Annotated in this window: 11 protein-coding genes; 1 reads left to right on the top strand and 10 read right to left on the bottom strand. The window is 71.1% G+C overall.

Annotated elements, in window-relative coordinates; all coding sequences use genetic code 11:
• Nucleotides 1-48 precede the first annotated feature (48 nt).
• From ABZT02_RS21475 to ABZT02_RS21455, 5 genes are all read right to left on the bottom strand, one after another.
• Nucleotides 49-1,206 (bottom strand): SchA/CurD-like domain-containing protein, encoded by a 1,158-nt coding sequence (locus ABZT02_RS21475; protein ID WP_356019559.1) that lies wholly within the window; start codon nucleotides 1,204-1,206, stop codon nucleotides 49-51.
• Nucleotides 1,207-1,359: 153 nt separating this feature from the next.
• Nucleotides 1,360-2,052 carry a class F sortase gene (locus ABZT02_RS21470; protein WP_356019558.1) on the bottom strand — a complete coding sequence of 231 codons (693 nt, stop codon included), beginning with the start codon at nucleotides 2,050-2,052 and terminating at the stop codon, nucleotides 1,360-1,362.
• A 119-nt stretch (nucleotides 2,053-2,171) separates the two neighbouring features.
• Entirely contained in the window at nucleotides 2,172-2,543 is a 372-nt protein-coding gene (locus ABZT02_RS21465) for a hypothetical protein (RefSeq protein ID WP_356019557.1), read from the bottom strand.
• A 146-nt stretch (nucleotides 2,544-2,689) separates the two neighbouring features.
• Entirely contained in the window at nucleotides 2,690-4,345 is a 1,656-nt protein-coding gene (locus ABZT02_RS21460) for an FAD-dependent monooxygenase (RefSeq protein ID WP_356019556.1), read from the bottom strand.
• Between the two features lie 425 nt (nucleotides 4,346-4,770).
• The gene (locus ABZT02_RS21455) at nucleotides 4,771-5,115 is read right to left on the bottom strand and encodes a MerR family transcriptional regulator (RefSeq protein WP_356019555.1); all 345 of its coding nucleotides are present in this window, start codon (nucleotides 5,113-5,115) and stop codon (nucleotides 4,771-4,773) included.
• 632 nt (nucleotides 5,116-5,747) lie between these two features.
• Here ABZT02_RS21455 and ABZT02_RS21450 point away from each other — a divergent pair.
• A complete protein-coding gene (locus tag ABZT02_RS21450; protein WP_355756660.1) occupies nucleotides 5,748-6,122 on the top strand; it encodes a hypothetical protein in 375 nt (124 codons plus the stop codon).
• A gap of 406 nt (nucleotides 6,123-6,528) precedes the next feature.
• Here the strand turns inward: ABZT02_RS21450 and ABZT02_RS21445 are convergent, their stop codons facing one another.
• From ABZT02_RS21445 to ABZT02_RS21425, 5 genes are all read right to left on the bottom strand, one after another.
• Complete coding sequence (locus ABZT02_RS21445; RefSeq protein WP_356019554.1) at nucleotides 6,529-7,308, bottom strand: oxidoreductase; 780 nt, start codon at nucleotides 7,306-7,308, stop codon at nucleotides 6,529-6,531.
• Nucleotides 7,309-7,426: 118 nt separating this feature from the next.
• A complete protein-coding gene (gene araD / locus ABZT02_RS21440; RefSeq protein WP_356019553.1) occupies nucleotides 7,427-8,155 on the bottom strand; it encodes an L-ribulose-5-phosphate 4-epimerase AraD in 729 nt (242 codons plus the stop codon).
• Nucleotides 8,156-8,189: 34 nt separating this feature from the next.
• Nucleotides 8,190-9,710: an L-arabinose isomerase gene (gene araA / locus ABZT02_RS21435; RefSeq protein WP_356019552.1), complete on the bottom strand. Its 1,521-nt coding sequence runs from the start codon at nucleotides 9,708-9,710 to the stop codon at nucleotides 8,190-8,192.
• A 23-nt stretch (nucleotides 9,711-9,733) separates the two neighbouring features.
• Entirely contained in the window at nucleotides 9,734-11,389 is a 1,656-nt protein-coding gene (gene araB, locus ABZT02_RS21430; RefSeq protein WP_356019551.1) for a ribulokinase, read from the bottom strand.
• Between the two features lie 93 nt (nucleotides 11,390-11,482).
• On the bottom strand, nucleotides 11,483-13,528 hold the full coding sequence (locus ABZT02_RS21425; RefSeq protein ID WP_356019550.1) for an RICIN domain-containing protein: 2,046 nt from the start codon (nucleotides 13,526-13,528) through the stop codon (nucleotides 11,483-11,485).
• Nucleotides 13,529-13,534 lie beyond the last annotated feature (6 nt).

Here is a 13,534-nt window from a genome sequence, read left to right as displayed (position 1 = left end):
TGCTGCTTCGACATGAGGGCGTGGCCGGTCACGGCCCGGGCCGGTGGATCAGGCGTCGGGCGCGCGGCGGTCGGTGACGAGGTCCATGCGGGAGACCGCGAGGAGGCGGGCGGGGGTGCTGTCCTTCAGCGCCGGGCCGTCCACCCCGAGGGCCGCGCCGTCGAGGAGCGCCGTCAGTTCGGCCGCCCGCTCGTGATCCGTGAGACCGAGCACGGGGCCGGGGTCGCTGTCGAGGGGGCCGCGCACGTCGACCAGCCGCATCACGACGTCGTCGCGCTGGAAGATCGTGCTGCGCAGCACCGGTCCGCGCGGATCGTCCGCCGCCGCCTCGTCCTGCCGGGCGAGCAGCTCGGCCAGCCGCATACCGCACCCCTCGCGGGCCGGGTAGTACAGCGCGTGCCGCTCCGCCTCCGGGCTCTCCTGGCCCGCCGTCACATGGTGGACGGCGGGCAGCGCCGCGCGGGTGAAGAAGACCCGGGCGGACTCGGGGTCGTCCAGGTCCCGGTCCTGCTCCAGATAGGGGTTGATGGCTTCCTCGACGGCCCGCACCTCGGGCTGCCGGGCGACGTGACGCAGCGCGGCGAGCAGGTCGCCCCGCACCTCGATGGCGCGGACCACCCGGTTGCCGTGCATGAAGAGCGAGGTGCGGCACAGCCGGGTGGCGTCGTCGACCCTCGGCTCCGGTGAGGTGTAGCCGGAGAGGATCTTGGCGACGGTGGCCTCGCTGCCCGGCTTGACCGTGAAGGTGAGCGCGTGGCGGATCAGCCCGTCGCCGATCCTGGGCGCTGCCTGGAGCCGGCGCTTCCCGGGTCCGGTCGGCACCGCCGGGCCGCCGGTCTCGCGGACGATGTGGAAGCGCAGCGACCGGGTGTCCCGGACGCAGCTGTGCAGCGGCTGCACCATCCGCACGTGTTCCTCGCTGTTCACCCAGGTGAGGAAGGGCGGGGCGCTCTCCCACTCGCTGGTGATGAGCCACTGCGAGGGGTTCTCGATGGACTGGCACAGCTGGTCGCTGACGTGTCCGGGGACGGAGGCGACCTGGCTGCACAGGCTCTCGTAGGCCTCCAGGAACTGCTGTTGGGCCCCGTCGTAGACGTCCACCAGCAGGACGACACGGAGCCTGGAGCCGTCGAACACGGACTGGGAGACTCGCTGCGACGCCTGTTGCTCAGGCGCTTTCGAAACACGGTCGGACGTGGTGGTCATCCTGCGCACATCTCCTTCGGGGTCAGAGGCGGGCGAACGTCGGCCGTGGGGCGTGACGTCGGCGTTCCTCGATCGTCAGCCCGCCCCGGGAAGCGCGCGACTCGTATGCACCGTGGGGGTGACCGGCCGTCCCGGCGGCCGGGCGGGGCGGGCTCACAGCAGGTGGGCGAAGACCACGAGGTTGTCCTCGTAGTCCCTGGCCGTACGGTCGTAGTCACCCGCACAGGTGATGAGCCGGACCTCGGCCCTGGCCGTGTCGGCGTACACCCGCCGACTGGGAAAGTTGTCCTTCTCGAACGTCTCCACGCTGTCGACCACGAAGGACGCCCTGCGCCCGTCGGCCCGGTCGACGTGGAAGACGTCCCCTTTCTCCAGGGCGCCGAGGTCCACGAACACGGCCGCCGACGTCACGGTGTCGACATGGCCGGCGATGATCGCGGTGCCCGCTTCCCCGGGGGACACGCCCTTGGCATGCCAGCCGACGAGGTTGGTGTTGTAGGCGGGAGGAGGTTCGAGACGGCCCGTGGGACCGATGGCGAGGTCCGTGAACGGGGCGTCGACCGAGATCTTCGGAATGAGCAGACGTACCGGTCTCGATCGCGGGAGTTGCCTGCCCGCCGGCTGCCCGGCCGCCTGCCCGCGTGGGGGAGCCGGCACGGAGGCGGGAACGGCGAGGGGCGCCCGGGGGACCTCGGGCGACGACTTGTCGTTCCCGCCGAACAGGCTCACGGCCAGCACCAGGATCGCCGCGGCGCCCAGCATCAGCTTGCCGTGGGATCCCTCCCCGGCCGGGGCGGGTTCGTCGGGGCCGGGACTTTCTGTGGGAGGAGAAGGACTGACTGCCATCGGGGACCACCTCACCAGGGCACGGCAGCACATCGGGCGGACGGGGCACGGGGAGGGCCGGCCGGGCCGCCACGCGCCACGCGCGCGGCGGCCACGGCGGCTATCGCGTCCGGCACGGGTCAGGCCAGGCTTCCGGCGATCTTCTTACGGCGTGCCGCGTACAGGCCGGTTCCGGCGACCACCAGCATGGCGAGCCCGCCCGTGGTCACCGCCGGGGAGGAGGCCAGGCCGCCGCCGCCGGTGTGCATGCCGCCGCTGGGCTTCTCGTGGCTGCCGCTCCAGCCGCCGTCGTGCTTGCCGCCGGACTCCCGGCCGTGCTCGCTGTCCTTGTCCTTGTAGGTCTCCGGGTCGTACTTGGGGTTGGTGTGCTCCTTGCTGTAGGAGGAGTCCGACGAATCCCAGTCGTCCCCGGCCGCGTACGCGCCGGAAGCGCCGAGAACGAGGACGGCCGAGGCCGCCGCCGTGGTCAGGATGATGCGAGCAGAACGCATGTGACATTCCTTCCGTCGGCGGCCGGGCAGCTGGTGCTTCGTCAGCTTGGGTGGCCCACCCCCGACGTGATCCACCGTCAATCACCCCGGCCTCCGCCACCACTCAAGACGGTCACCCGGGTGAACACGCCCGCACCGAACGGCCGTCAGGCGGTGCCCAGCAGGGTGCTCAGGACCTGACGCAGCGCCGACCCGGCATCCGGGACCGGGCCCTCCGACCGCCAGGCCACGAACCCGTCGGGCCGTACGAGTACGGCGCCTTCGGGCGTCGTTCCGTGTACGGCCGCCCAGTCCGCGTCGCCCTCCGGCGTCAGTTCGGCGTCCGGTCCCTCGCCCAGCCGGTAGGAGGTCAGCGGGACGGACGTCTCCTCGGCGAGGCGGACGGCGGCCTCGTGCCAGCCGCTCGGCGCCCCGGCGCCGCTGAGCAGGACGAGGGAGCGTTCGTAGAGGTCCAGGGTGGAGATCCGTTCGCCCCGGTGCCGTACCGCCATGTGCGGCGCCCTGCTGCCGGGTTCACCGGACAGGTCGAGGCGGTCCGGGACGACCGGGGTCGCGGGGTCGGCGCCCACGACGGCGCCCTGCGGATAGCGGTAGCCGAGGGCCACGTTGAGGATGCCGCGCTGCGGGCCGCCGCCGGTGCCGGGGGGCGGGGCGTAGCCGGGGTGGCTGTGCTCGGCCGAGCGGGCTGCGGCGCGGGCGCTGGTCGCCTCCGCCACCGGGCGGCGCTCGGCGTCGTACGAGTCCAGCAGCCCGTCCCCGGCCCAGCCGCCGAGGACCGCGGCGAGCTTCCAGGCGAGGTTGTGCGCGTCCTGGATGCCGGTGTTGGAGCCGAACGCCCCGGTGGGGGACATCTCGTGGGCCGAGTCGCCGGCCAGGAAGACGCGTCCCGACCGGTAGCTGCGGGCGACCCGCTGGGCGGCGTGCCACGGGGCCCGGCCGGTGATCTCCACGTCGAGATCGGCGACGCCGACCGCGCGGCGGATGTGCTCGACACACCGCTCGTCGGTGAACTCCTCCAGCGTTTCGCCGCGTTCCGGGTGCCAGGGCGCGTGGAAGACCCAGTTCTCCCGGTTGTCCACGGGCAGCAGGGCACCGTCGGCCGCCGGGTCGGTCAGGTAGCAGACGATGAAACGGCGCTCGCCCACGACGTCGGCGAGGCGGCGGGAGCGGAAGGTGACGCTGACGTTGCTGAACAGGTCGCCGGGACCGCTCTGGCCGATGCCGAGCTGCTCGCGGACGGGGCTGCGGGGGCCGTCGGCGGCGACGAGGTAGTCGGCGAGGACGGTGGTGTGCTCGCCGGTCTCCCGGCTCTTGAGGATCGCGGTGACACCGGAGGGCCCGCTGTCGAACGACAGCAGTTCGGTGGCGTACCGCAGATCGCCGCCGAGCCGGGTGGCGTGGTCGAGCAGCACCGGCTCCAGGTCGTTCTGGCTGCACAGGCACCATGAGCTGGGGCTGAAGCGGGCCAGCCCGCCGCCCGCGTCGATCTCCTTGAACAGCCACTCGCCGGCGTCGCCGACCAGGGTGGGCGTCTGCAGGATGCCGTGGTTGCCGGCCAGTGTGGCGGCGGCCTGACGGATCATCGGCTCGACGCCGGCCGTGCGGAACAGTTCCATCGTGCGGACGTTGTTGCCGCGCCCGCGGGGGTGGATGGAGGTGCCGGCGTGCCGCTCCACCAGGGTGTGCCGTACGCCCAATCGGCCTAGGAACACCGAGGTCGACAGGCCGACGAGGGAACCGCCGACGATGAGGACCGGAACCCGGTGGGGCATGGGGTCGGTTTGGGGCGCTCTCTGGTTCATCACTCGCCTCCAGCGTGTCGTGTCCGCCGACTCGTCCGGATACGGCGGGGAGCTTCATGCATGCCCCGGGACACGAACGCGGGCCCAAGCTTCACCCGCTCAACACGCCCGGTTCCCCGAGTCGGCGGGCACCGCGCGGGACGGCCGGGTCCGACGCCGGCCCCCTGAGCGCCGGGAGGCGGTCGGCCCGCGGGGCGGGTGTGTGCCTTGCCGCCGGTACGACGCGCACCACCGCGTCGACCGCGAGCAGCGTGGCGGTTGGCGGTGAGCGGGTACAGGTGGTGGCGCCGCAGGGTGGCGGAGGGCGTCACGCGTGCTGGTCGGTGGGTGCGGGCGGGGACGGCCGAGGCGCCCGGCGCCGACGTCGGTGGGCACGGCGGGGCAGGTCGGATCCGCCCATGTGTCCGCGGTCTGCGGCGGTGTGGTCAGGTGGTGCCGGTGGTGCCGGTTGCTGTGTTCGCGGCGTGGCGGTATTCGGCGTTGATGCGTTGTGCTTCCTCGAGTTGGTCTTCGAGGATGACGATGCGGCAGGCGGCGTCGATGGGGGTTCCCCGGTCGACGAGTTCGCGGGCGCGGGCGGCGATGCGCAGTTGGTAGCGGGAGTAGCGGCGGTGTCCGCCTTCCGAGCGCAGGGGTGTGATCAGTCGGGCTTCGCCGATGGCTCGCAGGAAGCCGGGGGTGGTGCCGAGCATCTCCGCTGCCCGGCCCATGGTGTATGCCGGGTAGTCGTCGTCCTCCAGGCGATCGCTCAGAGGCTTGTCCGGTGTCATGTCACCTCGTCGTCCAACGCGTCGAGGGGCCCTGGTGCCGTACGCACCAGGGCCCCGAAGGAAATCGAACACCATCTGTCGGCCCTACTGCTGTGCCGACCTTCTGTTTCCGCTACCCGGCCCGGCAGAGCGGGGTACGGGGGGATCGCAACTGCTTGACCGGGGACCACCATCCATTCCGGGGTCTTGCGGTACCCGGGCCGAACACGTCGGGCCGGGCGATCCTGATGGCGTCTCCTCCGTTTCTCTCTTCTCTCTGAACCAACCACTGGGTGAATCGGTACTGCGGTACTGCGGTGGCGGCTCCTTGGCGTGCGAGCCGCCCAGTGCGGCTCTCAGTCCCGTCGCCATTCTGGGAACGCTTTGGCTTCGAGGCTCGAGAGCCGCACTGACCTGCGAACTTCGTGTACAACACCCGCCAGTTCGTGTCTGTCGGGTCTCGTTCGACCGTGTCTACGATATGAAGCGTAACCATGTCGGGAGAGGATGTCTACTCTGGCAAGAGTAGATTTCACTCCTGCGGCGGAGGAGAAACCCTGCGGCCCACTCGATTGGCCGGGAGCCGCCCCCCTCGCGGGAAACTTCTGCCCGGACCGCGGGGCGGTTCCAGGACTGAAATAGGATCTGCTCTCATGTCGAACCCTGACGAGCTGCTCGTCGCCCTCTCCGCCGCGGTGGAGTCCGAGCGAAGCAATCAGATGTCGTTGACCGTGGTCGTCGGCGGTGCCGTCATCACCGGCCGGCTGGCTCCTGAGGCCGTGTGGAGGGAGCGTGTGGCGGAGGTCCTGAAGGACTCGGACCGCCTGGGCCCGTTCTCCGACGTCTTCGCCCGCGACCCGCGAGGGGACCGGCCCGGCCGCGACGAGGCGCCCACACATCTGCACTTCCATCTCGCCCGGATCCTTCAGGGGAGCCTCGGTATCCCGGAGACGGGGGGCATGTACCGAGTCGCGATCAAGGACGTCAGCGCGTGGACCGTGGGTGACCTCAGCTACTTCGACCGGTGAGACGCCTGGCCCTCGAGGTGGTCGGGCAGGGTCCTGACCGGGGCCCGGTCCCGCCGGTGTCCTGAGCGTGGCTCGCTGAACCGGGCGCTCACCCGGAGCCGGCGCGGACCCGGCTCCGGGTGCCCCGGTCACCGTCGGTTGCCCGCCCACACCGGCGCGGTCTACGACCGTGTCGGCGCCCGGCGACCGTACGGACCGCGGACCCACGGCGCCCGCAGTGGCCGCGCTCGGGGCCACCGACAGCCGTGGTGATCAGCACGCTGAAGGAGCTCATGTCCCCGGCGTCGCCCTGCACGGGGACGTGAACGCGGCCAGGGGCCGCCGCGGGCTGGTCGTGGGTCAGGAAGGCCGGCTCGGGGGCGAGGGTCACGGGTGAACGGGACGAGCCCGTACACCTCGTCTCCTGTCACCAGGTGGGGATGAGGCCGCCGTCGATGGTCATGTCGCTGCCGGTGATGTTCCGCGCGCCGTCGCCGGCCAGGAACAGGACCAGTTCGGCGACTTCCCCGGGCCGGGAGAAGCGGCCGGTGGCGGTGGAACCGGCGGCCTGCGCCACGACGTCGTCGGGTGTCATGCCGGCGGCGGCGGAGACGGTGGCCGCGACCCCGTCCTGGGCCAGCCAGAGGTCGGTCTGCACCGGGCCGGGACTGACGGTGTTGACGCGGATGCCTTTCGGGCCGACCTCCTTCGACAGGGCCTTGGAGAAGGCGACGAGGGCGGCCTTGCCCGCGCTGTAGTCGATGACCAGGGGGTCGGGAAGCGTGGCGTTGACCGAGGCGACCGTGACGATCGACCCCTGACCGGCCGCCAGCATGACGGGCAGGGCCGCGCGGGTGACCCGTACCGCGGTGAGCAGGTTCAGATCGAGGACGCGTTGCCAGTCGGTGTCCGTCACCGACAGGAACCCTCCGGTCCGGGCCGGTGCGGTGCCCACGTTGTTGACCAGTACGTCGATGCGTCCCCGGGCCGCTTCGACGAGGCGCCCGGCGGCGGCGGGCTCGGCGAGGTCGACGGGCACCCAGGTGACCTGGCCTTCCTTCACCAGCGCGTCCAGCTCGGGCGTGGAACTGCGGGAACCGGCGATCACCGTCGCGCCCGCCTGTGCGAGGGCCGTGACGACGGCCAGCCCGATGCCCTTGCTGGCACCGGTGACGACGGCGGTGCGTCCGTGCAGTGGCGCGTCCATGTCTCTGCCTTCCGTTGCCGGGCACCGGGCGCCGGGCAGCGCCGGGCACCGCGTACAGCAGACCACGCTCCGGCGGGAACGGACAGACCGCCGCCGGGGCGTGGCCACAGGCTCCTGGTCACTGTTGTGGGAGCGTCACCTCCGGGTTGCCGTAGTAGGCGTCGGGGCCGTGTTTGCGGGTGTAGTGGCGTTGCAGGAGGTGGGCGGGTGGGGGTGCGGTCGGGTTGAGGGACAGGGTGTGGAGGGCGATGTCGGCGACGGCTTCGCAGATGATCGCGTGTTCCAGGGACTTGCGGGCGGTGCTGCCCCAGGTGAAGGGGCCGTGGCCGGCGACGAGGGCGGCGGGGACCTCGACGGCCCGCTGGTCCTGGGCCTCCAGCAGGTCGACGATGACGACGCCAGTGTTGTACTCGTAGTCCTTCGCGCACTCCTGGGCGGTGAGGTCGCGGGTGACCGGTATGGGCCCGTTGAAGGTGTCGGCGTGGGTGGTGCCCAGGACCGGGATGTCCCGGTGGGCCTGGGCGAAGGCGACGGCGTGGGTGGAGTGGGTGTGGGTGACCCCGCCGACGGAGGGGAACGCCAGGTAGAGGCAGCGGTGGGTCTCGGTGTCGGTGGAGGGGCGCAGTTCGCCCTCCACCACGGCGCCGTCGGACAGGCGGACCGTCACCAGGTCGTCGATCGTCAGGGCCTCGTAGGGCACCCCGGAGGGCTTGATGACGAACACGCCGGCCTCACGGTCGACTCCGCTGACGTTTCCCCAGGTCAGGGTCGCGAGTCCGACCTGGGGGATGGCGAGGTTGGCCTCCAGGACCTCGCGGCGCAGACCGTCGCGGACGCGCACGCTCATCGGTCGTCTCCTTCGGTGCTGTTCGGGGCGGCGGTCACAGGGCCTGGGCCAGTCGGTGGTAGGCGGCGTTCCAGCGGATTTCCTTGGCGAACTGCTCGGTGGTGGTGTTCTCGTCGATGGTGAGCAGTTCGACGCCGGTCATGGCCGCGTAGTCGGTCAGGGTCTCCAGGTCGACGGCGGAGCTGAGCACGGTGTGGTGCGGGGCGCCGGCCAGCAGCCAGCTCTCGGCGGACTCGGCCAGTGAGGGCTGCGGCTTCCACACCGCCCGGGCCACCGGCAGGCGGCGCAGCGGTTCGCTGGGGGAGACGACGTCGACGGCGTTGGCGGTGAGCCGGAAGCGGTCGCCGAGGTCGGAGAGGCCGACGACGACGGCCGGGCCCTCGGCCGCGTTGAAGACCAGACGGACGGGGTCCTCGCGGCCGCCGATGGACAGCGGGTGGATCTCGCAGCTGGGGCGGTCGGCGGCGATCGACGGGCAGACCTCCAGCATGTGGGCGCCCAGCACACGCGGAGTCCCCGGGCCGAGGTGGTAGGTGTAGTCCTCCATGAAACTGGTGCCACCGGGTTGTCCGGTGCCCATGACCTTCATCGTGCGCAGCAGGGCGGAGGTCTTCCAGTCGCCCTCGCCGCCGAAGCCGTAGCCGTCGGCCATCAGGCGCTGGACGGCGAGGCCGGGCAGCTGGCGCAGGCCGCCGAGGTCCTCGAAGTTGGTGGTGAAGGCGGTGAAGCCGCCCTCTGTGAGGAAGGTGCGCAGGCCGAGTTCCTGGCGGGCGGCGTAGAGCAGGGAGTCGTGGCGGATGCCGCCGGGGCGCAGGGCGGGTACGACGTCGTACGACTCGACGTACTGCTCGGCGAGTTCGGCGGCCGCCTTGTCCTCGACCGCGTCGACCACGGCGACCAGGTCGTTGACCCCGTAGGTGTTGACGGAGTAGCCGAATCGGAGTTGGGCTTCGACCTTGTCGCCCTCGGTGACGGCGACGTCGCGCATGTTGTCGCCGAAGCGGGCCAGGCGCAGGCTGCGGGAGGCGTGCCGGCCGAGGGCGGCGCGGGCCCAGGCGGCGACGCGCCGGATCACTCTCGGGTCGGTGGCATGACCGGCGACGATCTTGCGGTCGACGCCGACCCGGGACTCGATGTGCCCGAACTCGCGGTCGCCGTGGGCGGCCTGGTTGAGGTTCATGAAGTCCATGTCGATGCTCGGCCAGGGCAGCGACAGGTTGTACTGGGTGTGCAGGTGCAGCAGGGGCACATCGAGGGCGCTGAGCCCGGCGATCCACATCTTCGCCGGGGAGAAGGTGTGCATCCATGCGATCACCCCCACACAGGTGTCGGAGGCGGACGCCTCCAGGCACATCCGGCGGATCGACTCGGCGTCGGTCAGGACCGGCTTCCACACGATCCTGACCGGGATCTTCCCGGGGCCGCCGAGGATCTCGGCGATGTTCTGGGACTGCTTGGCGACCTGACGCAGGACGTCGTCCCCGTACAGGCCCTGGCTTCCGGTGAGAAACCAGATCTCCTGGTCGGGGTGGGGGTGGCGGGCGCTGTTCTCCATGAGGGTCCTTTCGATCAAGAGGGTCAGGCGGATGCTTCAGTGCGCAGGCGGCGCAGGCGGCGCATGACGTCGTTGGTGCCGCGGCCGAAGTAGTCGTGCAGCACCCGGTACTCCGCGTACAGGCGCCCGTAGGCCGCCGCCCGCTGCGGGTCCGGCAGGTAGAGGCCGCGGTGGACCTTGCCCATGGCGTGGGCGGCGGCGCGGATGTCGGGGTACGCCCCGGCGGCGACCGCGGCGTGCATCGCCGCGCCGAGCGCCGGGCCCTGGGTGGAGCCGATGACGCCCAGCGGGCGGCCGGTGACATCGGCGTAGATCTGCATGAGCAGGGCGTTCTTGGTCAGCCCGCCCGCGACGATCAGTTCCCGCACCGGTACGGCGGCGGACTCGAAGGCGTCGATGATGGTGCGGGTGCCGAAGGCGGTGGCCTCCAGCAGGGCCCGGTAGATGTCCTCGGGGCGGGTGGACAGCGTCTGGCCGATCAGCAGGCCGCTGAGGTCGTGGTCGACCAGCACCGAGCGGTTGCCGCTGTGCCAGTCCAGGGCCACGAGTCCGTGCTCGCCGACCTGCTGCCGGGCGGCCAGCTCCGTCAGGTACTCGTGCGCGGTCTGCCCTGCCGCCGCGGCCTTCTCGGCGTACGACGCGGGAAAGCCGGTGCGGACGAACCAGGCGAAGATGTCGCCGACGCCGCTCTGTCCGGCCTCGTAGCCCCACAGACCCGGCAGGATGCCGCCGTCGACGACACCGCACATGCCGGGCACGGTGCCGAGCTGGTCGGAGCTCATCACATGACAGGTGGAGGTGCCCATGATGGCCACCATCTGGCCGGGCTCCACGGCGGCTGCAGCCGGGGCGGTGACATGTGCGTCGACGTTGCCGACGCAGACCGTGATGCCCTCGGGCAGTCCCGTCCAGGCGGCGGCCTCGGCGGTCAACGTCCCTGCCGGGGCGCCGAGTTGGCCGATGGGCTGGTCCAGCTTGTCGGTGACGAAACCGGCGAAGTCCGGGTGCAGAGCGCCCAGATAGGCGGGCGACGGGTAGACGCCGTCCTGGTACTGGCCCTTGTAACCGGCGGTGCAGGCGTTGCGGACGTACGTCCCGCTCAGCCGCCAGACGATCCAGTCCGCCGCCTCCACCCACCGCTCCATGCGGCCGTAGATCTCGGGGTCCTCCTCCAGCAGTTGGAGCGCCTTGGCGAACTCCCACTCGGAGGAGATCTTCCCGCCGTAGCGCGGCAGCCACGGCTCCTTGCGCTCCTCCGCCGACGCGTTGATCCGGTCGGCCTGGCCCTGCGCCGCGTGGTGGCGCCACAGCTTGACGTAGGCGTGCGGGCGGGCGGTGTACTCGGGCAGCTCGCACAGGGGCGTGCCGTCGGCCAGCGTCGGCACCATCGTGCAGGCGGTGAAGTCCGTGCCGATACCGATCACTTGCTCCGGTCGCACGCCGGAACGCGCCAGGGCCTCGGGTACGGCGGTGCGCAGGACGTCGATGTAGTCGGACGGCACCTGCAGGGCCCAGTCCGGCGGCAGCCGGGTGCCGTCCGGCAGCTCGCGGTCCAGGACCGCGTGCGGGTAGACGTGCTCCGCCGACGCGAGCTCCGCGCCGTCGCGGACGCGGACGACGACGGCACGGCCGGAGAGCGTTCCGTAGTCGACGCCTATGACGCAGGGTTCCTCGGGCATGGCGCCCCACCTCTCTTGTTCGGTATCACGATCACTGTTCGAGATCTTGGGCAGAAGAGCGGGGGCCCGGCCTGAACCGGGCCCCCTGGTAGGTCAGTTGACCCGGACGACCTGCCACAGTTCGTCATCGGCGCCGTTGTCCGCCGACTGCACGATCAGCGCGCCGTTGGCGGTGGAGGCCGAGGCGACGTCCGCCACCAGGCCGCTGCCGGAGTTGACGAGCTTGTAGTAGCCGCCGCCCGCGTCCGTGAGCGTCCACTTCTGGGAGCTCGCGGTGGAGGAGGCGTTCTGGACGACGGCCGCGCCGGCCGAGGTCGAGCCGTTGCTGTCGAGGAACAGACCGCTGTTGACGTTCTTCACGGTCCACGCCCCGCCGCTCTGTGACTGGAAGGTCCACAGCTGGCAGTTGTTGGCGGTGTTCACCCACTGGCCCGCCTGCTTGCCCGTCGCGGTGGAGGCGCCGGGTATCTCCAGGAACTTGCCGCTGTTCTTGTTGACCAGCCGGTACTGGCCGGTGGACAGGGTGGGCAGTGCGGTCTGGGTGAGGTTCCAGCGCTGGCAGGCGCAGCCGGTGTCGGACCACTGCCCGGCGGCGGTGCCGACGGTGGTGGAGGCGCTGGGGATCTCCAGGTACTTGCCGCTGATCCGGTTGGTGGCGGTGAAGCCGCCCGCCGGGTTCGGGGCGATCGCCCACTCGTGGTCGAGGGTGCCGTTGTCGTCCCACTGGACGACCTTGGCGCCGTTGGCGGTGGACTGGTTCGTCACGCCGAGGACCTTGCCGCTGGCCACGTTGAAGATCTTGAAGTAGCCGGAGGTCTGCTGGACGAACTTCCACTTCTGGTCGGTGGCGTTGTCGGCGTTCTGCTGGGTGGCGCCCACACCGCTGGTGGTGGAGCCGCCGGCGATGGTCAGCATCAGGTGGCTGTTGGCGTTGGACATGGTGTAGGTGGCGCCGTCCGAGATGCCGCCGCCCAGGTCGATCGTGCCGTACGTGATCGGGTTCAGGCCGGTGCTGGTGAGGTGACCGCCACTGAGGACCAGCAGGCTGTGACCGTCGGCCAGCGGGAGCAGGCCGCGGCTGTAACCGCCGGGGACGGTGGAGGCGATCCGCGTCCAGGTGTTCGCCGCGCCGTTCTGCGTGTTCAGGAACAGGTCGTCGCTGCTGTTGGCGCTGACCACCAGGGTGCCGTTGGCGCCGCCGGTCGGCAGCCAGGTGATGTACGGGGAGCTCTTGGGCTGGGTGCCGTCGGTCGCCTTGAGGGCGATGCCGGTCGCCGAGCCGAACGCCTCCGGGTTGGAGGAGATCTTGTAGTAGACGGCGAAGCCGCCCTCGGGAGCGCCCCAGAACTCGTACGTCATCACGTAGTTGCCGTTGGGCAGCTTGGCGATCACCGGCATGCCCGGGCGGTCGCCGTAGGTCGAGGTGGCGACGTCGTTCACCACGGAACCCCAGGTCACGCCGTCCGTGGAGGTCTGGTGGACGATCTTCTGGCCGTAGCTCGGGTCACGCTGGTCGGAGTAGTACACGATCAGCTTCGAGCCCGACACCATCAGGAACGGCTCCCACACCGGGGTCTTGCCGTTGGTGGGGTCGGCCTCGCCGCCGGTGGCGATGGAGCTGACGTACGACCAGCTGGCACCGTGGTCGGTGCTCGCGTACAGGTCCAGCTCGGTCGAGGAGAGGTCGTTGGGGATGGAGTTGCCGGCGGCGAGGATCGTGCCGGCCGGGAAGTTGCCGATCTGCGTGGGCAGTTCGTACAGGAACGGCTGGTAGCGGTTGCCGAAGCCGTTGTGGGTGTCGCTGATGCTGGAGATCTGGCTCCAGCTGTTGCCGTTGTCCGTGCTGCGGTAGATCGGGAAGACGGGGGTGCCCGAGCTGTACTGCTCGAACGTGGCGAGCAGGGTGCCGTTGGACGATCCGCTGTTCTGCAGACGGATGGCGCGCGGGTAGAGCGAGCCGGGCGACGGGGCGTTCGACGGCGGGGTGTACATCGTCTGCGAGGCGCGGGAGACGGCGTGCGCCTGGCCTGAGGAGGGCAGGACGAGGGCGACGGCGGCTGCGAGCAGGGCCAGCAGCAGCGTGATCGCCTGGGTGCGGGGCAGGGCGCGGTGTCCGGCGCCTTCCCTGGTGGTGGACATGGGCGG

It is taken from the genome of Streptomyces sp. NPDC005402, assembly GCF_040606575.1.
Lineage (GTDB): Bacteria > Actinomycetota > Actinomycetes > Streptomycetales > Streptomycetaceae > Streptomyces.
The sequence above is the reverse complement of the archived record's forward strand: the minus strand, read 5'-3'. Positions and strand labels throughout refer to the sequence as shown.